Consider the following 21,310-nt stretch of genomic DNA (forward strand, 5'->3'; position numbering starts at 1 on the left):
GATTTAATGGCTACGTCAGAAATTGCAATATTATACCGCTACTGTAGCTGTTCTCTGGCAAATTGACTGCCTGATAATGATATAAACGGTTTTATATCTACTTCAGAGAATTTTTAAAGTAAATATAGAAAACCCTCAAAGAACGTGATTAATATTAATGCAGGGAATATTACTCTTCAAAGAGTTGATTGTTTGATGAAAGTCACATTTGCATACAGAGGTTTTCATCAATAGACAGATGACATTACTATTTTGCGCAAAGGGTTTGCCATGCCTGAAAACACGATCACCCCCTCTGATCTAAAAACTATTCTTCATTCTAAACGCGCTAATATTTATTACCTCGAAAAATGTCGTGTACAGGTGAACGGCGGTCGGGTGGAGTATGTCACCCAGGAGGGCAAAGAATCTTTCTACTGGAACATCCCCATTGCTAATACGACTGCGGTGATGTTGGGTATGGGGACCTCTGTTACGCAAATGGCGATGCGGGAGTTTGCTCGCGCCGGGGTGATGGTTGGGTTTTGCGGAACGGATGGCACGCCGCTTTATTCGGCTAACGAAGTGGATATTGATGTCTCATGGCTCTGCCCGCAAAGCGAATATCGTCCAACAGGGTATTTGCAAAACTGGGTGTCATTCTGGTTTGACGAAGCAAAGCGACTGCAGGCGGCAAAAACATTTCAGTTTATTCGGTTACAGCAAATTGAAAAACAGTGGTCAGGGCTGCGGATGCAGCGCGAAACCTCGTTTCAGTCAGATATGGACGTATTGCAGGCCATTCTTGAGCGCGCGCGGCAGGGGATGGAAAGCGCCAACGACCATACCTCATTGATGCTTCAGGAAGCGCAACTGACAAAATCGCTCTACAAACTGGCAAGCCAGACGGTCGGTTACGGTAACTTTACCCGTGCCAAACGGGGCGGCGGTGTTGATACGGCAAACCGGTTTCTCGATCAGGGCAACTATCTGGCCTACGGGCTGGCCGCTGTCGCGGCCTGGGTTACCGGCATTCCCCACGGTCTGGCTGTGATGCATGGCAAAACCCGCCGTGGCGGTCTGGTCTTTGATATTGCTGATTTAATAAAAGACGCCCTGGTGTTGCCGCAGGCATTTATCGCCGCGATGGAAGGGGAAGACAATCAAATGTTTCGTCAGCGCTGTATCAACGTTTTCCAGCAGGCCGATGCGCTGGACGTGATGATCGCCACGCTACAGGAGACCTCCCTGTCACTCGCTAAGGTGGCCCCATGAATATCCTGATCATCTCCCGCTGTACGAAAAAGGCGCGTGAAGAAAGCTGTCGGATTATCGACCAGTTTGCTGAGCGAACGGGAGATGCCGCCTGGCAGACGGCGATCACCCTTGATGGCGTCAACACGCTCAGAAAACTTCTGCGTAAAACTGCCCGACGCAATACGGCTGTTGCCTGTCACTGGCTTAAAAAAAACGGGCAAACAGAGTTACTGTGGATTGTCGGTAATATTCGTCGTTTTAACGCGCAGGGCCGCGCACCCACCAACCGTACCACGCTCGATGTGCTAAAGAACGGCGCGGAGCATCGCTGGAACAGTGCCGAGAGTATTGCGTTGCTGGCCGCTATCGCCGGGCTGTTTCACGATTTTGGTAAGGCCGGGATGTGCTTCCAGCAGACGCTGCGCGGAGAAAGTCAGCATGTCTGTCAACCGTACCGCCACGAGTGGATCTCTGTTCGCCTGTTTCAGGCGTTCGTCGGCGAACGGACCGATGAACAGTGGCTGGGGCGGCTTGGGCAGCTCAACGCCTCTGACGAAAAGGAGATGCTAAAAGCAGTGAAGATGGATTCGCCGACATGGACGTGTAGCCCGCTCAGCACCTTACCTCCTCTGGCGAAAGTGGTCGGATGGCTAATGTTGTCGCACCATCGGCTGCCGCAGTCACTCTCAGCGCAACCCCAGTTAATGTATTGCGAGGGCTGGATCGAGCGGCAACTGAACGCCGACTGGAACTCGCTTAATCACACATCTTCTGGCAAGCATCAATGGAAAGATCGCGACTTTAAAAACGTCTGGAAATTCCCCCACGGTACGCCGCTGAAAAGTAAAACATGGCGCGAGAAAGCCCGGCAGATTGGCAAGCGCATCAGGAATCTGCCGGGATTATTGCACTATGGCTCCCTGGATAACCTCTTCACTCTGCACCTTGCGCGTCTGTCACTGATGCTGGCCGATCACGTTTACTCATCTCAGCCCGCGTATGCGGGATGGCAGGATGAAGCCATTCAGACCTGGGCAAACAGCGACCGTCAGACCCGACAGCTCAAACAAAAACTCGACGAGCACAATATTGGCGTCGCGCATCATGCGTTACTGCTGGGGCGTTCTCTTCCCACTTTACGGCGCACATTGCCAGCCATTGCCCGGCATAAAACGTTCCGGGAAAGGGCGAAAGATGCACGCTTTCTCTGGCAAAACAAGGCCTGGGACGTGGCCTTGTCTCTGCGCGACAAAAGTGTCGAGCAGGGCTTTTTCGGTATCAATATGGCGTCTACCGGGTGCGGTAAAACCTTTGCCAATGCGCGCATTATGTATGCGCTGTCCGATGAGCAGGAAGGGTGTCGCTTCAGCGTGGCGCTGGGACTACGTACGCTGACGTTGCAGACCGGGCAGGCTTTGCAGTCGCGCCTGGGGCTGGATGACGACACGCTGGCCGTGGTGACCGGTTCTGCCGCGGTGCGAGAACTTTACCAGGGGAACGACGGGGAAGATACCAACAGCGCAAGCGACGAGGCGTTTTTCGCCTGCCACCATTATGTTCATTATGAAGGCGCCACGGGTAGCGGCATCGCCCGGCAGTGGCTTGCGCAAGAACCGGCGCTCAATCGGCTGGTTAGCGCGCCGGTGCTGGTGACCACCATCGACCATCTGATGCCTGCAACAGAAGGCGTGCGCGGCGGCAGGCAGATCCCCGCTATGCTACGTCTGCTGACCAGCGATCTGGTGCTTGATGAGCCAGATGACTTCGATATTGATGATTTGCACGCGCTGTGTCGTCTGGTGAACTGGGCGGGAATGCTGGGCTCACGTGTGCTTCTCTCATCCGCGACATTGCCCCCCGCATTGACGGAAGCCCTGTTTGAAGCCTACCGGGAAGGGCGCAAAGCCTGGCAGGCAGCGTGTGGCGTATCTGGCAGGCCGGTAAACATCTGCTGCGCCTGGTTTGATGAGTATGGCGCTCAGTCTCACGATGTGGCAGACGAAGCCCTGTTTCGTCAGGCGCACGGCAAATTTGTAACTCAGCGCGTTAAACGTTTGCCGGAAAAACCCTGCCTTCGTCTGGGGAAACTGGCGATCGTGGCGCTGCATTCAGCTGGCAATTCAGGCATTGTTTCGGCGGTTGCGAACACGCTGCACCAGCAAATGCGGATACTTCATCAGCACCACAACACGCATAAAAATGGTAAAACCGTTTCGTTTGGCCTCGTCCGGCTTGCCAATATCAATCCGCTGGTCGCGATAGCCCAAACGCTAATGGAAATACCCTCGCCCGAAAATTACCGCATTCATTATTGCGTTTATCACAGCCAGCACCCGCTTGCGGTCCGCGCGTTGATTGAAAAACGGCTGGATGGTGCGTTTACCCGCCATGATCCGCAGGCGATTTGGCAATTACCCGAAGTGCAACAGGCGCTCGCTATGCCGGAGCAAAACCACCTTTTTGTGGTGCTCGGCACCTCTGTTTTAGAAGTCGGCCGGGATTTTGATGCCGACTGGGGGATCGCTGAACCAAGTTCCATGCGTTCGCTTATTCAGTTTGCCGGGCGTATTCAGCGCCACCGTCAGCACGTTCCTGTGCGCGAGAATCTGGTGATTCTGGAACGCAACGTGCGAGCCCTTCAGGGTAAAACGGTGGCCTATTGCCGGCCGGGGTTTGAAACCGAAAAGCATCTGCTTCCTTACCACGATATGCATGATCTGCTCAGTGAAGAGTCCTGCCGGACGATCGATGCTGTACCACGCATTGCTGAGAGCATACCTGGAAACAGACTTGCGGCGCTGGAGCATACCCGGTTGCGCGCCGCGTTGCTCGATGGGGGCGATAAACAGGAGGCGATTGCCGCATCCTGGTGGCGGCTACCGCTGACGTGGAGTGGTGAACTTCAGCGCCGCACGCCGTTTCGCCGGTCTTCACCGCAGGCCTCTTTCTTTCTGAGTATGGAAGAGGACGATGACGAGCCCGAGTTTTGCCTGATGCAGGAAAACGGCGGGTTAAAACCAGCCGGACGGTTTCGCTGGCAGGCTTTGACCCTCGCCGATGGTGTACAGCCGTGGTTCGGCGTGGATTATGCGCAGGTGCTGCTTGCGTTGGCCGAGTCGAAGCAGATGGAGCTTGCTGCTGTGTCGCGACGCTTTGGGGAGATAACACTAAGGGTGGCTAAAGAAGAGGAGACAGAAGAGTGGTTATATCACCCGGTGCTGGGGGTGTTTCGCGCCCTCTGAAAGAGGGCGCGAACTGCTTGTGCAGCAGTTTACAGGATTGAGTCCAATCCTAAGTGTCATATTTCTAAGCTACCCAATTCATTTATAACAATCGTAAAACCATAAAGTAATCAGCTAAAGGAGAGGGTGATGGATGAAGGGGCTTTGATAGCGGCGCTTCGAAATTATATTGCCGGACGACGGCAAGCAAAGCTGGAAGCATTCGATAAAGCAGCCGCAAAGCGCAGTGATGCAGATAGCGCGACGCTTGCGGCAGAACGCCGGGAACTGGAGCTTCGCTATGAACCGAAAGCATGGCTGACAGATGCAGCAAAGCGAGCCGGGCAGATTAACCTCGTGACCCATGCGGCGAAATTTACCCACGGGGATTCAAAAAGTAGCAGTATCTTCAGCGAGGCCGTGGCGCAGGAAGGTTATCTGAGCAGCGCGACGATGTCAGGTCTGGAACCGGATGCGGTTGGCAACGCCGCGGCGCTGGATGTGGCGAAACTGCTGCAAATGCGTATTGAAAACGGTGATTCTCTTCTTGCCTCTCTGAAGCGCGACGATCGCAGCCCTCTGGCTGCTTTTACCGACGATGCCGCTGAACTGGCTGAGTGGGTTTCAGGGTTTTCCCGCGCATTTACGCCGGGAGAACCGGCTTCCCACAAACTGGCGAAGCAGGGCTATTTCCCTGTGGGGGACGATTATCGTCTTTTAAGCCCGCTCTTTGCCACCTCACTTGCCCATGCTGTGCACCAGAGAATGATCGCCTTAAGATTTGGCGATGACGTTAAGGCTATCTGGAAAGCACGTCGTGAGAAAACCTGGCACCCCACACCGCTCACGTTATTCCCGGATGCAGCGGAAATGCATTTTGGCGGCACTAAGCCGCAGAATATTTCGTATCTCAATAGCGTCCGTGGCGGGCGTACCTGGCTGCTTTCCTGCCAGCCGCCGCAGTGGAAAAGGGCGGAAAAAAAACCAACGAATTTACGCTCGGTGTTCACTTTTGGCGGCCAGTTTGACCGACGCGCCAACGGCAAACTGCAGTTACTGGTGTCATTGCTGACAAGAACCGGTGATTACACCAGTTTTCGTATTCGTGAAGCACGCGATGAATATATCGACGCGCTGATCGATCTGCTGTTTGATGTGGTGTCTGACCTCCAGCGTGAGACGTGGCAAAACTGGACGCTCGACTGTCCTGAACTGAAGGCGCACCAGCAGCTCTGGCTCGATCCGTGGCGGACAAAAACCGACGAAGCGTTTCGTCTGGAGCGAGATAAAGATGACTGGCAGGCAAAGGTGGCGGAAGATTTCGCCCTCTGGCTGAACGCGCGTCTGCGTAAGGCGCTGCCTGACGTTGGCGCGGTGGAAAAACATGAGTGGGAAACCCGCGAACGTTTACGCACCAACCTGCGTGAGATGGAAAAAATCATTCAGGAGGCGCTGAAATGAGTTCGCTAATCCTTCTTCGCCGTATAAAAGTGGAAAATGCCAATGCGGTGGCTGGCCTGACGTACGGTTTTCCCGCTATCACCCATTTCCTGGGTTTTGCGCATGCGTTGTCGCGCAGGCTGACGCAAACCCATGGGCTGCGAATCGACGGGTGCGCAGTGGTCAGCCACGAGCATCAGATCCACGCCCATATATCGGGCCGCGATTACCAATTTGCCCTTACCCGCAACCCTCTTACGCGTGAAGCCAAAACCGCCTCTTTTAACGAAGAGGGGCGTATGCATCTGACGGTATCGCTTCTTCTCGAATGCCACGGTGAAATCCCAAATGGTGAATACGGCCAGCGTGAGCTTGCAGATTATCTGGCGCAGGTGTGTCCAACGTTCAGGCTGGCAGGCGGGATAATCGTCTCCATTGAAGGCATTTCCGTCATGCCGATGCCGGCAACCGGGCGCGAAATGTATCGTCTGCAGTGGCAGCTGATGCCGGGTTTTGCGTTGCGCGATCGCAGCAGCTGGCTTTGCGAACATCACCAGATGCTTCTGGAAAACGATCCTGCCGCGACGTTGCTTGATGCATGGCTCGACTTTGCCGCGCTGAAAATACAGGCCGAAACCCCGGAAGATAAAGGCATTCAGGAAGGCGATCCTGCGGAGTGGCGGCATGTTCCCAAACCTAAGCCCGGCTTTCTGGTTCCCCTCATGACCGGGTACCAGCGGATCTCCGAACTCTATGCCCCAGGGGTAGTGGTTAATGCTCGCGATGCGCAGACGCCGTTTGCGTTCACGGAAGCGGTTTACGCGATTGGCGAATGGTGCGGGCTGCACCGGATCCAATCACTGGATGATATTTTCTGGCGTTATCACACGACAGAAACAGGCTACTACTGCCAGGGCGCGGGCGCGCCATTGGCACCAGAACATCTCAAATAAGGACTGACATATGGCAAAGGCTCCAACTGCCGTTAAAACGGCTTCTGTACTGGCATTTGAACGTAAACTGGCCACCTCGGATGCGGTGATGTACTCTGGGCGTTGGCAGGGAAATGAGTGGCAGCCCGTTCGTGTTCAGGAAAAAGCGGTGCGTGGCACAATCTCTAACCGCCTGAAAAATGCGCTCACCAGCGATCCGGCGAAGCTGGATGCTGAGATCCAGAAAGCGAACCTGCAGCGGGTGGATGTGGCGGCGCTCTCCGCGGAAGCAGATACCCTGCTGGTTAAGTTTTCCCTGCGCGTGCTGGGGAATTTGTCCACCCCCTCTGTGTGTAACGACCGTGATTATCAGGATGCGCTTCGGCAGGTGATCGATGGTTATATCCGCGAAAATGGTTTTGCCGAACTGGCACGCCGCTATGCCACCAATCTGGCTAACGGGCGCTTTTTATGGCGTAACCGCGTAGGCGCTGAAAAAATTGTTGTTAAGGTCACTGGCAGCAAGGAATGGACGTTTGACGCGCACGAATATGGTTTACGTGATTTTTCTGCCAGCGATAAGTCGCTCGACGAACTGGCCCGGGAAATTGAAAAAGGCCTCAGCGGAGAAGGATTTGTCCTCCTCAATGTAGAAGCACAGGTGTTCCTGGGCGCGGGGCAAGAGGTTTTCCCATCGCAGGAGCTGGTGCTGGACAGTAACAGCAGCAAAAGCCGCCTGTTATATCAGGTAGATGATATCGCGGGCATGCACTCGCAGAAGATTGGCAATGCGCTTCGCACGATCGATACCTGGCATCCTGAGGCTGACGAACTTGGCGCGATAGCCGTTGAGCCATATGGTTCTGTCACCAGTCGCGGCGTGGCCTGTCGTCAGCCGAGAGAGAAAATGGATTTTTACACTCTCCTTGATAACTGGGTCACCAAAGGGCAGACGCCGGACAAAAAGCAGCAGCACTACGTTATGGCTGTATTGATCCGCGGCGGCGTGTTCGGCGAGAAGAGCGAGTAAGGAGTTGTTATGGATCACTATCTGGAGATCCGCGTGCTACCTGACCCGGAGTTCAGCGAGGAGATGCTGATGGCGGCACTGGTTGCCAGGCTGCATCGCGCTCTGGGGAGGCGAGGAAAGGGCGATATTGGCGTGAGCTTTCCGTCACATCATATCAAGCCCGGCGCTGTCTTGCGTCTGCACGGCCAACACCGGGCCTTAAATGAACTTGAGTCAACGGGATGGCGAAAAGGGTTGAATGATTACTGCCTGTGTTCGCAGGTACAGCCCGTGCCGGAGGCGGCAAGCTGGCGCTGCGTCAGCCGCGTTCAGGTAAAAAGCAGCCCGGAGCGGCTTTTACGACGCTCGGTCAGAAAGGGGTGGTTAACCGAAGAAGAGGCGCAGAAACTCATGGCGACGATGGAAGAAGAACGGACTGATTTGCCGTGGCTGAATTTGCGCAGCCTCTCTTCGGGCCAATCGTTCCGGCTGTTTATTCGTCATGGCGATTTACTCCCGGCACCCGTTGCGGGACTGTTTTCAACCTATGGGCTAAGCGCGACCGCCACCGTTCCCTGGTTTTGAGACGCAAAACCGCATCTGCTCTCAGGATGCGGTTTTTTCTGCCAGACGGGTATCAAAAACAAAAGGGTACTGCTGAACGGAGGCGAGCGCCTGATGAAACGCAGGATGCAACGGGTTAATAATTGCGTTGTTTTCATAAGGGATGATGCACGAAGGCAGTACTAACGCCAGCGCGCTGGTGGCCTGTAACCAGCCAGTCCCTAAATCCATGGTGGATACCGGAGCCGGGTTTTCCTGCCAGTCTTCGGGTAACCAGTGTTGATCCAGATATTCAATCTGGTCATCTGGAATGTCGATACTGAAAAGCTGGTACTGATTAAGCACCGCGTCTTTTTTTACGTGCACCAGTATTTCGAGTGAGGCCAGCGAGATGGATGCGGACACATATACGGCAGGATGGCCCTTATGATTCCAGCGGCCGCCATACTGGTTTGCACCGCTTCCACTCCAGGCCTCGCTGGCGTACCGCCCCATCACCAGGCGATAAAAAATCATGCAAACACTCCGTGCTCCAGGCGGCCAATTAAATCGGTTACCTCAAGTGCGCCAGTCTCAGTTGCAATGAGATCGACCGGAGCAACATTGCCCAGCCCACGTACCGGGGATTGTAGCCAGTTCCAGGCTTCATCTTTGCTGCCGAAATAATCAACGGCGGCGTCGAGCACCCGAACGAAGCGTGCTACCCGCTCACTTTCATCGGGAGTGAGGGTTCGCCCCGCGCTTTTGCGACGAGCAACGTTGCGCTCATTAATGCCCGTTACGCGAAGAATGTCCGCTTTAGACATCTCGGTCCATTCATGAATATTATCGAGTACGCTGACTGGTAGCCCCTGATTGAGAAATTCGATCAGCCGCATTCCCCGATTTGCAGGCAAACCGGCATAGCGCCAGAGCGCGTTGTCAGCAGGCTTCTGCTCGGGAACCCATGTTCTCATTTTTCATCTCCTGCTTTCTGTCATTTGTCATGGTTAAGTATAGTCATTTGTCTGGTATTTGGCAGGGCGATTTTTTGACGAGTCGTACATCCCTGGCAGATGCCGGAGACCCTTTTTTAATGTTGATTTCTAATTATTTGATTTTAAATATTATTTTTTACAGGCTGAAAAAAGGGGGGGAAGCGTCATTATATGAGGTTATCTCGTGAAATCAGTAAATTATGGAGATACTATGTCAGTGCACTGCCGTACAGGCAGCTTAGAAACGCAAATAACACGATCTCTGAACAGGTCAAGAGTGCACTGCCGTACAGGCAGCTTAGAAAGGGTAGCGCCGCTTAATTAATGCATCATTGATGTGCACTGCCGTACAGGCAGCTTAGAAATGGCGGGCATGGTCAGCGCTGCAGATATCGTTGTGCACTGCCGTACAGGCAGCTTAGAAAATCAGAGAGGCGGCATTGTTTGACGAGGACGGGTGCACTGCCGTACAGGCAGCTTAGAAAACCCGTGACGCGGCCAGCGGTCAGGCGTTCCTGTGCACTGCCGTACAGGCAGCTTAGAAAAGTTTAAACCGGGACAGTGAAACAAACGTCATGTGCACTGCCGTACAGGCAGCTTAGAAAAGCACATCGCTTTGCCTGGCAAGGCACAGATAGTGCACTGCCGTACAGGCAGCTTAGAAAACATAGAGCAGGCGCGATTGGCGTAGCGAATTGTGCACTGCCGTACAGGCAGCTTAGAAAAGTAACTTTGACCACGGTATAAAGCCCACCAGGTGCACTGCCGTACAGGCAGCTTAGAAATGGTTGATGCTCGCAACAAGGTTGAAGCCGCGGTGCACTGCCGTACAGGCAGCTTAGAAAAGTAATTCGTCCGATGCCTCGATGATGGCGATGTGCACTGCCGTACAGGCAGCTTAGAAATCAAGCCGGAATGTTCCTGGCTCGTCGCCGACGTGCACTGCCGTACAGGCAGCTTAGAAAGACACCGAATCGTCTGTAAATGTCGGGATGAAGTGCACTGCCGTACAGGCAGCTTAGAAACAGATCCGCAGCGTTCCGCCATGGTTTTCCACGTGCACTGCCGTACAGGCAGCTTAGAAAAGAGAGCAGCTTCACGAACGCGCCCGCGAAAAGTGCACTGCCGTACAGGCAGCTTAGAAATGACATGTCCTGAATAATTTCAAAGATCTGATGTAGGGGGCAAAAACCACGGGCGTCAAAAACCCGGCAACCCTTATCAGGACACAATCTCACTGCTGTTTTTAAATCGTGTCGGGACTTACTGAGATAAAGTGATTTGAACAGTTCAGCATCTGAAAGAGTATCGAATAACGATTCGCTCATCGTCGGTTCTGAATGAACTTAAATGCCGTGGAACAGGCTGGAATTCTATGGGGTTTACCAGAAAGAGAACGTATGAAAACTTCACACCGTTCGATAACCGACAGACTGTTGCTGATGTCTGCTGAATAAAGAATGGTGCGTCCGAGTGGACTCGAACCACCGACCCCCACCATGTCAAGGTGGTGCTCTAACCAACTGAGCTACGGACGCATTATGGTGCGTTTAATTGGACTCGAACCAACGACCCCCACCATGTCAAGGTGGTGCTCTAACCAACTGAGCTATAAACGCATTATGGTGCGTTCAATTGGACTCGAACCAACGACCCCCACCATGTCAAGGTGGTGCTCTAACCAACTGAGCTATGAACGCAATGTTGTGGTGACAACGGGGACGCATATTAGCGATCGGATGGGGTTGTGGCAAGAGGCAAACGTCACTTTTCTTTCAGATCTCACGCGATTGCGGAAGTTTTACGCATATTGCTTATATTTTACTGATGATAAAGGATATTTCTTATCCAACTACCTTTGTCGCGCTGCGGCGTCGTTCCTGACGCAGGGCGAAGAGGGGCCTGGAGAAGCTGCCGGGAGAGAGAACAGGTGATTCGTCAGGCGAACGGCGCAAGAGGCGTCGCAGACGCTTGTGCCGCAACAGAGGGATTATTTGAAAATAAGGCGAAGGGTAAAAAGCGCGCAGAGGACTAACAGGATCAGAATAAGCTCAAAACGATAGCGCTGCAGCATAGTGGCCTCCTGAAATAAAACCGGCGCTGTAGCAGCGCCGGTTTATGATTAACCTGACTTACCGGAAATATTAAGCAGCCGGTTGTGCAGCAGGTTTAGCGGCGTGGTGTTTAGCAGCTTTGTGGTGTTTTTTCGCAGCCTGAGCTTTCTGCGCTACTGGTTTAGCAGCAGCTTTGTGATGTTTTTTCGCAGCCTGGGCTTTCTGAGCTACTGGTTTAGTTGCAGCTTTGTGGTGTTTTTTCGCAGCCTGGGCTTTCTGCTCTGCGGCTGGTTTAGCAGCGGCTTTGTGGTGTTTTTTCGCAGCCTGGGCTTTCTGTTCAGCGGCTGGTTTAGCAGCGGCTTTGTGGTGTTTTTTCGCAGCCTGAGCTTTCTGTTCAGCGGCTGGTTTAGCAGCGGTTTTGTGCTGTTTCTTATGATGCACGGTTTTGGCAGTGGTGCTGTGAGTTGCAGCAGCCGGAGCCTGAGTGGTGCTTACTGCGTCAGCAGCGAAAGCAGCAGAAGACAGACCCATAGCAGCGGCAACGACCAGAGCTAATACTTTTTTCATTCTGATATCCTCGAAATTGTTTCTTCAGTTAACCCCACTGCGGGGCTGTTGAAGTCACTATAAGTATTTCTTTCCCAGGCTTCAGTGAGTGTTTGGTATCGGCAAGTAACGGAATGTACAACGGCTGTGGCGGGCGAAAAACAGGAGGCTCCGCTGACGACGGAATACGCGTCGGCGGAGGGAAGGGACGGTTAGCGACGCGGAGTCCGGGACAACGCCGTGAGCAGCGCCGGGCGGGTCATTGGTACGCAATAGGCGGGCTGGCCGCGTTCAAAACGCCATCCTTCGGACAGCGGTCCGGCATCAACGGTGTCAAAACCAAACGCCTCGTACAGCGCGGCGGCTATCGCTTTCCCTTCTTCACTATCGCCTGCCAGCGGCAGCGCCCGACGATTTTCCGCGCCTGCGGGCAGTCCATCGCTTTCCAGTTGGGTCATAGGAATCGCGTTAAACGCTTTGGTGACGGTGGCGGCAGGCAGGATTTGAGCGAGTAATTCGCTGGTAGTGATATCTCCTGACTCCAGCGCCTCAACCGGGCCGTCACGTTCGGGATAATAATTCACTGCATCAATGACATGTTTATCTTTAATTGCGGCGACCGGCAGTGAGTGGATGGCACTGAGCGGCACGGCAATGACCACCACCTCGCCAAATTCGGCAGCGTCATTTGCGCTGCCGACCTGGCTACCAATCATCGGACCCAGGCTGAACAGAGTCTGTGGTCCCCGCGAGTTACTCAACATGACATCGTGACCGGCGGCAAGCGCCAGCTTCGCCACAGACCGGCCAACGAATCCGGCACCGATAATACCAATCTTCATTTTCAACTCCTTACGAATGATCAGGGTGTGGCGATAAATTTAATTCCATCTGTACAGAAGATAAATCGTAAGATAGTGGAATGATAAACAACTCAAATGAGTGAATCATGGACCAGCTCACCAGTATCAGGGTTTTCGTAAAGGCGGCTGAGACGGGGTCGTTTGCCGCCACGGCCGCACAACTGCGGCTCTCGCCGCAGATGGTCGCCCGACACGTGGCCGCGCTTGAGGCGCATCTGGGCACTTCATTAATCGCCCGCACCACGCGCCGACAGACGCTCACCGATATCGGGCGTGGCTACTATGAACGTTGCCGCGTGGTACTGGCTGAAATAGCGGAAGCGGACGCGGTGGCGCAGGAAATGAAAGCGACCCCATCAGGCATTATCCGGGTGAATGCGCCGGTCACGTTTGGTTCGCATGCGCTCGCGGCCTTTATTACCGACTATCTTGCCCGCTACCCTGACGTCCAGGTCGAGCTGACGCTGAGCGACCGCATTGTCGACCCGATTGAAGAGGAGTTTGAGGTGATCGTGCGTATCGGCGAGCTGGCCGACAGTTCGATGGTCGCTTGGCCGCTGCTGCCATACCGGCTGATTGCCTGTGCGTCACCTGACTATATTTTGCGTCACGGCGAGCCGCAGACGCCGACCGATCTTCAACAGCATGCGTGTCTGGTCTATGGTCACTGGTCGGCAGGGAGCGCCTGCCGGTGGCAATTTGAGAAAGAGGGGACCATGTTCGAGGTTAAACCCTCCGGGCGCTTGCGCGCAAATGACTGGAAGGCGCTGATGAATGCCGCCATTGCGGGGCACGGTATTACCCTGGGGCCGGAAGAGGTGTTGAAAACCGAAGTGGCGCGGGGGAGTCTGGTGCAGGTTTTAGCCGGATACTCAGGACCTGCGCGGCCCATGCATGTTCTGGTGCCGACCGGACGGCGGCGAACGACGAAAATTAAATGTTTTGTCGACGCATTAAGAGCCGCACTGGGCCCGCGCTGAATCCGTTCGGGCACCCCGTGTGCAGGGTGCCGCTGGGCATTAGCGCGCCGCGCGTTGCAAAATTACGCTGGACGGTTGACGCTGCAGGAAACGCATCCGCAGCATCATCATCACTGCCGCCGAGGTGAGCCCGATAATAAATCCGCACCAGAAACCCGCAGGCCCCATACGCGGAACCAGCGTATCCGTTAAGGCCAACAGGTAGCCGCTCGGCAGCCCCAGCACCCAGTACGCGGTAAACGTGATAAAGAAGATCGACCGCGTGTCTTTATATCCGCGCAAAATCCCGCTACCAATGACCTGTACGGAGTCAGAAATCTGATAAATCGCGGCCAGCAGCATCAGCTGGGAAGCCAGCAGGACCACTTCCGGACTGTCGTTATACAGTAGCGCAATCTGCTTACGCATCAGAATAGTGAAAATCGCCGTGACGACGGCCATGCAGACGCCAACGCCGACCCCGGTTCTGGCAGACACCTGCGCATCGAGGGTCGAACCCTGTCCAAGACGGAAGCCGACGCGGATGGTCACCGCTGCCGCTAGCGAGAGAGGTAAAACGAACATCAGCGAGCTGAAGTTCAGGGCTATCTGATGGCCCGCGACGTCCACAATCCCTAACGGGGAAACCAGCAGCGCAACGACCGCAAACAGGGTGACTTCGAAAAACAGCGCCAGCGCAATCGGCAGCCCGAGCTGCGCCAGGCGTTTAAGCACGCCGAAGTCCGGGCCGCTGAAGCTTTCATCGCTACGGATATCGCGCATAGAACGGGCGCGGCGTACCCAGGAGATCATGCAAAAGAACATCACCCAGTAAACGGATGCTGTCGCCACGCCGCAGCCGATGCCGCCCAGTTCGGGCATGCCAAAATGGCCGTAGATAAAGATATAGTTCACGGGAATATTGACCAGCAGGCCGATAAATCCTATCACCATCCCCGGTTTAGTTTTCGCAAGGCCTTCACACTGGTTACGTGCGACCTGGAAGAAGAGATAGCCGGGAGTGCCCCACAGCAGCGCACGCAGGTAGCCCACCGCTTTTTCGGCAAGGGCCGGGTCAATATTGTGCATCGAGCTGATGATGTACCCGGCGTTCCACAGGACCACCATGACCAGCAGCGACACCAATCCCGCCAGCCAGAACCCCTGACGAACCTGGTGGGCAATGCGGTCGCGGCGACCGGAGCCGTTTAGCTGCGCGATAACCGGCGTCAGCGCCAGCAGCAGACCATGGCCAAAGAGAATGGCGGGGAGCCAGATCGAGGTGCCAATCGCGACGGCCGCCATGTCGGTGGCGCTATAGCCGCCCGCCATGACGGTATCGACAAAGCCCATGGAGGTCTGGGCGACCTGTGCGAGGATCACCGGGATAGCCAGTGCTAATAACTGACGCGCTTCAATAAAATACTTCTGCACGTGAACACCTTTATATTGTTGTTATTTTGAGACTAAAAAAGCCGCCGTAAATGGCAGCAAGAAGAAAGAGCTGAAGGGATTTCCAGTCTATTGTAGCGAGGATGCGCCATTAAGCCAGTGAAAAAATGGTAGGGCACGATGCGCGCTGGCAACCTGTTTTGCCAACTGGTATTGTTCCCGACAGGTATAACGGTAATGATACCGTCACGAAAGTCTACAGGAGTAAAGCATGTTTACTGGCATTGTGCAGGGGACCGCTAAAGTGGTGTCCATCGATGAAAAACCCAATTTTCGCACCCATGTGGTGGAATTGCCTGAGCATATGCTCGCCGGCATCGAGACCGGGGCATCGGTGGCGCACAACGGTTGCTGCCTGACGGTCACCGAAATTGACGGTCCGCGCATCAGTTTCGACCTGATGAAAGAGACGCTACGTATTACCAACCTCGGCGCTGTAGAGGTGGGGGACGTGGTCAACGTGGAACGAGCGGCGAAATTCAGCGATGAGATCGGTGGCCATCTGATGTCCGGTCACATTATGACCACGGCGGAAATCGTCAAGATCCTGACCTCGGAAAATAACCGCCAGATCTGGTTTAAAGTTCAGGACCCGACGCTAATGAAATATATCCTCTATAAAGGATTTATCGGCGTCGACGGGATCAGCCTGACGGTCGGTGAAGTGACGCCGACGCGTTTTTGCGTGCATTTGATCCCGGAAACCCTGCAGCGCACCACGCTTGGCGTCAAAAAACTCGGCGACCGGGTGAATATCGAGATCGACCCGCAAACCCAGGCGGTCGTCGATACCGTGGAACGCGTGCTGGCGGCGAAAGAAGCAGCCCAGCGCCTGAGCGATGAATGATTGGGCGCCGCTGCCGGATGAAGAATGAAAGAAAAGGCATCCCCCGTGTTAACGGGGGATAGTTTTAGCGGGCAACGCGAAGGCCGTTTTCAACACCGCGAGAAAAGACGACCTGCCAGAGCTGAATATCGCGTGCGCGAAATGCTCCCGCGCAGGCGTTGAGATAATAGCTAAACATCCGTTTAAAACGTTCCGAATAGTTATCGGCGATCTCGGGCCAGCTGGCCAGGAAGCGCTCGTACCAGGCCATTAACGTGGTATCGTAATCGGCACCGATATTGTGCCAGTCTTCCATCACAAAATGGGATTCGCTGGCTTGCGCGATATGACGAACCGAAGGCAGGCAACCGTTGGGGAAAATATATTTATTGATCCACGGATCGACGCTGTGGTCCGTTTTTTTGGAGCCAATGGTGTGCAGTAAGAAACGACCGTCAGGTTTCAAATTACGATCTACCACGTCAAAATAGGTGGCGTAATTTTTAGGTCCCACGTGTTCAAACATCCCGACGGAAACAATGCGATCAAAGTGGTCATGCAGATCGCGATAGTCCTGCAGCAAAATGGTGACATCCAACCCTTCGCATCGCTGCTGGGCCATTTTTTGCTGCTCGGCGGAAATGGTCACCCCGACCACGCTGACGTGATAATTTTTGGCCATGTAGTAAGCCAGCCCACCCCAGCCGCAGCCAATATCCAGCACCCGCATCCCCGGTTCCAGCTGCAGCTTGCGGCAAATAAGATCTAATTTAGCTACCTGCGCCTCTTCCAGCGATTGCGCCTCTTTCCAGTACGCGCAGGAATATTGCATATAGGGGTCGAGCATACGGCTGAAAAGATCGTTGCCGAGGTCGTAATGTTCTTTCCCGACAATCCAGGCGCGCTTTTTACTTTGTAGATTAAACAGGCGAGCGCCCGCGACGCGCAACGTATCTTTGAGATGATGCGGGAGCTGATTTTCCAGCCCGGCGCGCAGTACTTTATGGAAGAATAGATCCAGCCGTTCGCAATCCCACCAGCCGTCCATATAACTTTCACCTAACCCCAGTGACCCTTCCTGCAAAACACGTTTAAAAAAGAGCGGATTGTTAATCTGCAGATCGGAGGGGGAGGGGCCATTGACTTCAATGCCCGCGCGACCGAGTAATTCGGTTGCAATTCGGTACCAGTCGTCGTTTGGTACGCTTACTTCTTCTATACACGATGAACTCATAGCTTCTCCATCACGCCCAAGTGATCAGAACCTTAAAACAGCGTAGACGCTTTTTTGGCTTTGTGAGAAATCTCACGGAATATCCGTGAAGCTGCTATCCGACGTAGAACAGAGGAAGGGCGAAAACCCTTGCCGAAAGGCCTTCCATGGTGAAACGGGATGCATCCTGCTCCCGTTAATCTTAAAAATTTTTTTATTTATGTGAAGCCGCACCAGTATAGGCCGCTGAGATCAGGCTTTCAATAAAAATATATTAGCAGGCTAATTACTGACCTGTAACATCACTGAAACGCATTTATGCATGCGATGACTCCGTGGTCAGGCACACGCTCTGACGCTGCATAAAATAGCCCAGCCCGGCCAGCACGATAGAAACCAGCATCACGCTGGTGGTGGTCAGCAGCGGCGTGGCAATCAGCGCCGAGACCAGCAGGCTGGTCATGAAGCACAGGCCGAGCTGCAGCGTGTTCTGCAACGCGGCGGCACGACCTGTCGCCTGGGGGAACGGCTTCAGCGCCTGGGCGACAACTATCGGGTAAATCCCGCCATTGACAATCGCCATCACGCAGAAGGGAATCATCACCACAATAATTGAGGCGTCCGCAGCCAGGCCCACCATCCAGGTTGCGGCCACGCTGACGGCGAAAATCACCAGTAGCCAGGGCAGCAGCTGTTGGCCCTGCCATTTCTGCAGCGCCGCGCGGCATCCATAGCCACCGACTAAAAAGGCGATAGTCTGCGGGACATAGCTAAGACCGATAGCGGTCGGACCGTAGCCCATCTCATGGAGAATAAACGGCGACCCGGTCAACCAGGCAAAAAAGCTGGCGGAGCAGGCGGCGTAAATCAGCACGTTGCCGCTGTATTCGCGTGAGCGCAGCAGCGTCATAAAGGTCAGTTTTTCGCGGGCGTCACCCTGCGGCCTGGCGACCGGCTTCAGGCGCAGGGCGGGGACCATCAGCAGCAGGGCGATGGCAAAAAGAGTGGCAAAAATGGTCTGCCATTCGAGATGGGCGAGCAGCCAGCTGCCGAGCAACGGCGCCAGAGCCGGCGATAACCCCACCAGCGGCATGATGGTGGCGAAAATACGGTTAGTGCGCTGGGCGGGATAATAGTCCGTGACCATCGCCTGCCAGGTCACCGCCGCCGCGCAGACGCCGAGAGCCTGGATAAAGCGCAGCGCCAGCATCAGGGTGGCATCGCGTACCCACAGCATTCCCAGACAGCCGATAGCGAAGATAGCCAGCCCGGTCAGCAGAATCGGTTTACGTCCGTAGCGGTCCGAGAGCGGGCCCCAGAACAGCTGCCCAATGGCGAAGCCGGCGAGGAACAGACTCAGGCTGGCGCTGACTGACGCCGCAGAGGTATTGAGATCCTGCTGGATAGCCGAAAAGGCCGGCAGATACATGTCGGTGGCCAGGAAACCCAGCACGCTGAGTCCCGCCAGCCACACTAAAAATCCTTTCCCCGGTTGTTGCATAACATTCTCTTATAGATACAGATAGGATGCCGCAGAGTGTAGGGAGTGCATTCTGGCTTGTGAAACGCTAATATTTTCTACATGCATTCAAAATTTTTGCAGGCAGAATATGTGGTCCGAATACTCACTCGAAGTTGTTGATGCTGTCGCCCGCAACGGCAGCTTCAGCGCAGCGGCGCAGGAGTTGCACCGCGTACCTTCGGCGGTCAGTTATACCGTCCGTCAGCTGGAAGAGTGGCTGGCGGTACCGCTTTTTGAACGCCGCCATCGCGATGTCGAATTGACCCCCGCCGGGCTTTGGTTTTTACAGGAGGGACGTTCTGTTATCAAAAAAATGCAGATCACCCGCCAGCAGTGCCAGCAGATAGCCAACGGCTGGCGCGGTCAGCTGTCGATAGCCGTGGATGACATCGTTAAACCGGCCCGTATGCGGCAGATGATTGTCGATTTTTATCGTCACTTTCCGGATGTCGAGCTGATTGTTTTTCAGGAGGTCTTCAACGGCGTCTGGGACGCGCTGGCCGACGGGCGCGTGGAGCTAGCTATCGGGGCCACCCGTTCTATTCCGGTGGGGGGGCGCTACGCTTTTCGCGATATGGGGATGCTGAGCTGGGATTGCGTGGTGGCGAGCCATCATCCGCTGGCGCAGATGACCGGCCCACTCAGCGATGATGTGTTGCGCAACTGGCCGTCGCTGGTCCGGGAGGATACCTCCCGCTCGTTACCGAAACGCACGACCTGGCTACTGGATAACCAGAAAAGGGTGGTGGTGCCGGACTGGGAGTCATCGGCGACCTGCCTGTCGGCGGGATTGTGCGTTGGCATGGTGCCGAGCCATTTCGCCCGCCCCTGGATTGACCGCGGCGAATGGACCGCGCTGGCGCTGGAAAACCCGTTTCCGGATGCCGCATGCTGCCTGACATGGCAGCAGAGCGACGCCTCGCCGGCCCTCTCATGGCTGCTGGATTATCTGGGGGACAGTGAAACGTTAAACCGGGAGTGGCTGCGGGCGCCGGAGTAGCCGGCGCCGCACGGGCGATTAGCGACGGTAGTCGACGAACGGGCCGTCGACGACAGAGCGGCGCTCTACCAGTCGCGGGTGAACCTCAATCGACTGAGATTCTTCACGCTTATTGACGATCCGATCCATCAGCATATTGAAGGCCGCTTCCCCCAGCGAGTCTTTCGGCTGATGGATGGTGGTCAGCGCCGGGCTGAAATAGCGGGCGTTACGCACGTTATCATAACCGATCAGCGAAATGTCCTGCGGCACGCGCAGACCCATCTCATCCGCAGCACAGATGGCGCCCATCGCCATGATGTCGCCGCCGCAGAAGACTGCCGTCGGGCGATGCTGCTGGCTGAGGATCTGCTGCATCGCGCGGTAGCCGGATTCAGGCTCGAAGTCGCCCTGAACAATCCAGTTTTCCGGAACGGCGATCTGCGCTTCTTCCATGGCTTTCATAAAGCCCGCCAGGCGCCCGGCGCCGGTGTTACGCTCCAGTGGACCCGGGATCACGCCGATTTCACGGTGGCCGCGTTCGATCAGGTAGCGACCAGCCATGTAGCCGCCTTCGAAGGCGTTATCGATCACCGAATCGGTGAAGTCGGCTTTGGATTCACCCCAGTCCATTACCACCATCGGAATATGGCGGTACTCTTCCAGCATACTGAGCACCGATTCCGGATATTCAGAACACATAACCAGCATGCCGTCGACGCGCTTTTGCGCCATCATCGACAGATAGGCCTGCTGTTTTTCCGGATCGTTCCACGCATTGCCGAGAATCAGGGTATAGCCTTTCTGGAAACAGCTCTTTTCTACGGCTTCAATAATCTCAGCGAAATAGGCCGCTTCGCTGCTGGTGGCCAGCAGGCCGATCGATTTGGTGTGATTAACCTTCAGGCTGCGAGCAACGGCACTTGGAGAATAGTGCAGTTCTTTGATCGCCGCCCACACGGCGTTGCGGGTCTCTTCCGCCACGAAACGGGTTTTGTTAATTACATGTGATACTGTTGTAGTGGAAACGTTTGCGCGCTTCGCTACATCTTTAATTGTTGCCATTACTTCTCACTCCAGACCTTGACCTGATCGTCTGATTATCGATACGTAAACGTTTGCCTGTACACACCCTGAAGACAATTTTCATCATTGCATCACGTCGGGAAAACGACACAGAACGACAGGAAGGGGTCAATGGCCGATACGCTTTCAAATTAGCGTGGGATTTTGTCCGATCTTGCGGCAAAGGGGAAGAGCAAAAATGTGCATCGCCCTAAAACATGGAAGATTTTTGCGCGATAGTGTGCAAAAATGAGCAAGCTCACTTTTCATGTGGGGATAACAGGGGGAAAAATTGATGGATACAGATTTAAAGTTTTCGCTGACGACAACGATTATTGTCCTGGGTCTTATCGTGGCCGCTGGCCTGACAGCGGTACTGCACTGATTTATCCGGGGGAGAGGTCTCTTTCCCCCGACATCCCGCCATTATTACCAATTTCGCAAAAATCTTT

At 54.7% G+C, this 21,310-nt stretch carries 19 protein-coding genes, 3 tRNA genes and 1 CRISPR repeat array; of the genes, 10 read left to right on the forward strand and 12 right to left on the reverse strand.

Annotated elements, in window-relative coordinates:
* Positions 1–270 precede the first annotated feature (270 nt).
* From cas1f to cas6f, 6 genes are all read left to right on the forward strand, one after another.
* Positions 271–1,254, forward strand: coding sequence for a type I-F CRISPR-associated endonuclease Cas1f (gene cas1f / locus Electrica_RS10940; RefSeq protein WP_141964467.1), 984 nt, complete (start codon positions 271–273; stop codon positions 1,252–1,254).
* Positions 1,251–4,478, forward strand: coding sequence for a type I-F CRISPR-associated helicase Cas3f (cas3f, locus tag Electrica_RS10945; protein WP_141964468.1), 3,228 nt, complete (start codon positions 1,251–1,253; stop codon positions 4,476–4,478). The genes cas1f and cas3f overlap by 4 nt, the downstream gene beginning before the upstream one ends.
* Before the next feature lie 129 nt (positions 4,479–4,607).
* Entirely contained in the window at positions 4,608–5,918 is a 1,311-nt protein-coding gene (gene csy1 / locus Electrica_RS10950; RefSeq protein ID WP_141964469.1) for a type I-F CRISPR-associated protein Csy1, read from the forward strand.
* Positions 5,915–6,850, forward strand: coding sequence for a type I-F CRISPR-associated protein Csy2 (gene csy2 / locus Electrica_RS10955; RefSeq protein WP_141964470.1), 936 nt, complete (start codon positions 5,915–5,917; stop codon positions 6,848–6,850). The genes csy1 and csy2 overlap by 4 nt, the downstream gene beginning before the upstream one ends.
* A 10-nt stretch (positions 6,851–6,860) precedes the next feature.
* Complete coding sequence (csy3, locus tag Electrica_RS10960) at positions 6,861–7,859, forward strand: type I-F CRISPR-associated protein Csy3 (RefSeq protein WP_131047979.1); 999 nt, start codon at positions 6,861–6,863, stop codon at positions 7,857–7,859.
* A 9-nt stretch (positions 7,860–7,868) separates the two neighbouring features.
* Positions 7,869–8,423: a type I-F CRISPR-associated endoribonuclease Cas6/Csy4 gene (gene cas6f, locus Electrica_RS10965; RefSeq protein WP_141964471.1), complete on the forward strand. Its 555-nt coding sequence runs from the start codon at positions 7,869–7,871 to the stop codon at positions 8,421–8,423.
* A gap of 21 nt (positions 8,424–8,444) precedes the next feature.
* On the opposite strand, the gene Electrica_RS10970 is transcribed toward cas6f, so the two are convergent.
* The 8 genes from Electrica_RS10970 to Electrica_RS11000 form a co-directional block, all read right to left on the reverse strand.
* Positions 8,445–8,918 (reverse strand): RES family NAD+ phosphorylase, encoded by a 474-nt coding sequence (locus Electrica_RS10970; protein ID WP_141964472.1) that lies wholly within the window; start codon positions 8,916–8,918, stop codon positions 8,445–8,447.
* Complete coding sequence (parS, locus tag Electrica_RS10975; RefSeq protein ID WP_141964473.1) at positions 8,915–9,358, reverse strand: type II RES/Xre toxin-antitoxin system antitoxin; 444 nt, start codon at positions 9,356–9,358, stop codon at positions 8,915–8,917. The genes Electrica_RS10970 and parS overlap by 4 nt, the downstream gene beginning before the upstream one ends.
* Before the next feature lie 238 nt (positions 9,359–9,596).
* Positions 9,597–10,524: a CRISPR direct-repeat array (repeat unit 28 nt; unit sequence GTGCACTGCCGTACAGGCAGCTTAGAAA).
* Positions 10,525–10,840: 316 nt separating this feature from the next.
* Positions 10,841–10,917: transfer RNA gene (locus Electrica_RS10980), tRNA-Val, on the reverse strand.
* Between the two features lie 4 nt (positions 10,918–10,921).
* Positions 10,922–10,998, reverse strand: a tRNA-Val gene (locus Electrica_RS10985).
* A gap of 4 nt (positions 10,999–11,002) precedes the next feature.
* A tRNA-Val gene (locus tag Electrica_RS10990) sits at positions 11,003–11,079 on the reverse strand.
* Positions 11,080–11,369: 290 nt separating this feature from the next.
* Positions 11,370–11,453 carry a small membrane protein YdgU gene (ydgU, locus tag Electrica_RS29440; RefSeq protein WP_455428489.1) on the reverse strand — a complete coding sequence of 28 codons (84 nt, stop codon included), beginning with the start codon at positions 11,451–11,453 and terminating at the stop codon, positions 11,370–11,372.
* A 70-nt stretch (positions 11,454–11,523) separates the two neighbouring features.
* Positions 11,524–12,000, reverse strand: a complete 477-nt coding sequence (asr, locus tag Electrica_RS10995; protein WP_141964474.1) for an acid resistance repetitive basic protein Asr — start codon at positions 11,998–12,000, stop codon at positions 11,524–11,526.
* 191 nt (positions 12,001–12,191) lie between these two features.
* Positions 12,192–12,821: an NADPH-dependent F420 reductase gene (locus Electrica_RS11000; protein ID WP_131047984.1), complete on the reverse strand. Its 630-nt coding sequence runs from the start codon at positions 12,819–12,821 to the stop codon at positions 12,192–12,194.
* A 107-nt stretch (positions 12,822–12,928) separates the two neighbouring features.
* Between Electrica_RS11000 and Electrica_RS11005 the strand changes: the two genes are divergently transcribed.
* Positions 12,929–13,822: a LysR family transcriptional regulator gene (locus Electrica_RS11005; RefSeq protein WP_100683647.1), complete on the forward strand. Its 894-nt coding sequence runs from the start codon at positions 12,929–12,931 to the stop codon at positions 13,820–13,822.
* Positions 13,823–13,861: 39 nt separating this feature from the next.
* On the opposite strand, the gene mdtK is transcribed toward Electrica_RS11005, so the two are convergent.
* Complete coding sequence (mdtK, locus tag Electrica_RS11010; protein ID WP_131047985.1) at positions 13,862–15,235, reverse strand: MdtK family multidrug efflux MATE transporter; 1,374 nt, start codon at positions 15,233–15,235, stop codon at positions 13,862–13,864.
* Between the two features lie 229 nt (positions 15,236–15,464).
* Here mdtK and Electrica_RS11015 point away from each other — a divergent pair, with 229 nt between their 5' ends.
* A complete protein-coding gene (locus tag Electrica_RS11015) occupies positions 15,465–16,100 on the forward strand; it encodes a riboflavin synthase subunit alpha (RefSeq protein ID WP_100683649.1) in 636 nt (211 codons plus the stop codon).
* A 64-nt stretch (positions 16,101–16,164) separates the two neighbouring features.
* On the opposite strand, the gene cfa is transcribed toward Electrica_RS11015, so the two are convergent.
* A complete protein-coding gene (gene cfa, locus Electrica_RS11020) occupies positions 16,165–17,313 on the reverse strand; it encodes a cyclopropane fatty acyl phospholipid synthase (protein ID WP_141964475.1) in 1,149 nt (382 codons plus the stop codon).
* A 295-nt stretch (positions 17,314–17,608) separates the two neighbouring features.
* Positions 17,609–18,793: a purine nucleoside transporter PunC gene (gene punC, locus Electrica_RS11025; RefSeq protein WP_141964476.1), complete on the reverse strand. Its 1,185-nt coding sequence runs from the start codon at positions 18,791–18,793 to the stop codon at positions 17,609–17,611.
* A 109-nt stretch (positions 18,794–18,902) separates the two neighbouring features.
* On the opposite strand from punC, the gene punR reads away from it, so the two are divergent.
* Positions 18,903–19,814 carry a DNA-binding transcriptional activator PunR gene (gene punR, locus Electrica_RS11030; RefSeq protein ID WP_131047988.1) on the forward strand — a complete coding sequence of 304 codons (912 nt, stop codon included), beginning with the start codon at positions 18,903–18,905 and terminating at the stop codon, positions 19,812–19,814.
* An 18-nt stretch (positions 19,815–19,832) separates the two neighbouring features.
* Here the strand turns inward: punR and purR are convergent, their stop codons facing one another.
* Positions 19,833–20,858: an HTH-type transcriptional repressor PurR gene (gene purR / locus Electrica_RS11035; protein ID WP_100683653.1), complete on the reverse strand. Its 1,026-nt coding sequence runs from the start codon at positions 20,856–20,858 to the stop codon at positions 19,833–19,835.
* Positions 20,859–21,153: 295 nt separating this feature from the next.
* On the opposite strand from purR, the gene cydH reads away from it, so the two are divergent.
* Entirely contained in the window at positions 21,154–21,243 is a 90-nt protein-coding gene (gene cydH / locus Electrica_RS11040; RefSeq protein WP_004862736.1) for a cytochrome bd-I oxidase subunit CydH, read from the forward strand.
* The last annotated feature ends 67 nt before the right edge of the window (positions 21,244–21,310 follow it).

It is taken from the genome of Klebsiella electrica (assembly GCF_006711645.1).
Taxonomy (GTDB): domain Bacteria; phylum Pseudomonadota; class Gammaproteobacteria; order Enterobacterales; family Enterobacteriaceae; genus Klebsiella; species Klebsiella electrica.

Bases quoted from the DNA above. Each gene is read 5' to 3' on its own strand.
- parS (WP_141964473.1), bottom strand. From the start codon at position 9,358: ATGAGAACATGGGTTCCCGAGCAGAAGCCTGCTGACAACGCGCTCTGG.
- Electrica_RS11005 (WP_100683647.1), top strand. From the start codon at position 12,929: ATGGACCAGCTCACCAGTATCAGGGTTTTCGTAAAGGCGGCTGAGACG.
- Electrica_RS11015 (WP_100683649.1), top strand. From the start codon at position 15,465: ATGTTTACTGGCATTGTGCAGGGGACCGCTAAAGTGGTGTCCATCGAT.
- csy1 (WP_141964469.1), top strand. From the start codon at position 4,608: ATGGATGAAGGGGCTTTGATAGCGGCGCTTCGAAATTATATTGCCGGA.
- csy2 (WP_141964470.1), top strand. From the start codon at position 5,915: ATGAGTTCGCTAATCCTTCTTCGCCGTATAAAAGTGGAAAATGCCAAT.
- cas6f (WP_141964471.1), top strand. From the start codon at position 7,869: ATGGATCACTATCTGGAGATCCGCGTGCTACCTGACCCGGAGTTCAGC.
- punR (WP_131047988.1), top strand. From the start codon at position 18,903: ATGTGGTCCGAATACTCACTCGAAGTTGTTGATGCTGTCGCCCGCAAC.
- cas3f (WP_141964468.1), top strand. From the start codon at position 1,251: ATGAATATCCTGATCATCTCCCGCTGTACGAAAAAGGCGCGTGAAGAA.
- cas1f (WP_141964467.1), top strand. From the start codon at position 271: ATGCCTGAAAACACGATCACCCCCTCTGATCTAAAAACTATTCTTCAT.
- asr (WP_141964474.1), bottom strand. From the start codon at position 12,000: ATGAAAAAAGTATTAGCTCTGGTCGTTGCCGCTGCTATGGGTCTGTCT.
- Electrica_RS10970 (WP_141964472.1), bottom strand. From the start codon at position 8,918: ATGATTTTTTATCGCCTGGTGATGGGGCGGTACGCCAGCGAGGCCTGG.
- purR (WP_100683653.1), bottom strand. From the start codon at position 20,858: ATGGCAACAATTAAAGATGTAGCGAAGCGCGCAAACGTTTCCACTACA.
- Electrica_RS11000 (WP_131047984.1), bottom strand. From the start codon at position 12,821: ATGAAGATTGGTATTATCGGTGCCGGATTCGTTGGCCGGTCTGTGGCG.
- csy3 (WP_131047979.1), top strand. From the start codon at position 6,861: ATGGCAAAGGCTCCAACTGCCGTTAAAACGGCTTCTGTACTGGCATTT.
- cfa (WP_141964475.1), bottom strand. From the start codon at position 17,313: ATGAGTTCATCGTGTATAGAAGAAGTAAGCGTACCAAACGACGACTGG.
- ydgU (WP_455428489.1), bottom strand. From the start codon at position 11,453: ATGCTGCAGCGCTATCGTTTTGAGCTTATTCTGATCCTGTTAGTCCTC.
- cydH (WP_004862736.1), top strand. From the start codon at position 21,154: ATGGATACAGATTTAAAGTTTTCGCTGACGACAACGATTATTGTCCTG.
- punC (WP_141964476.1), bottom strand. From the start codon at position 18,793: ATGCAACAACCGGGGAAAGGATTTTTAGTGTGGCTGGCGGGACTCAGC.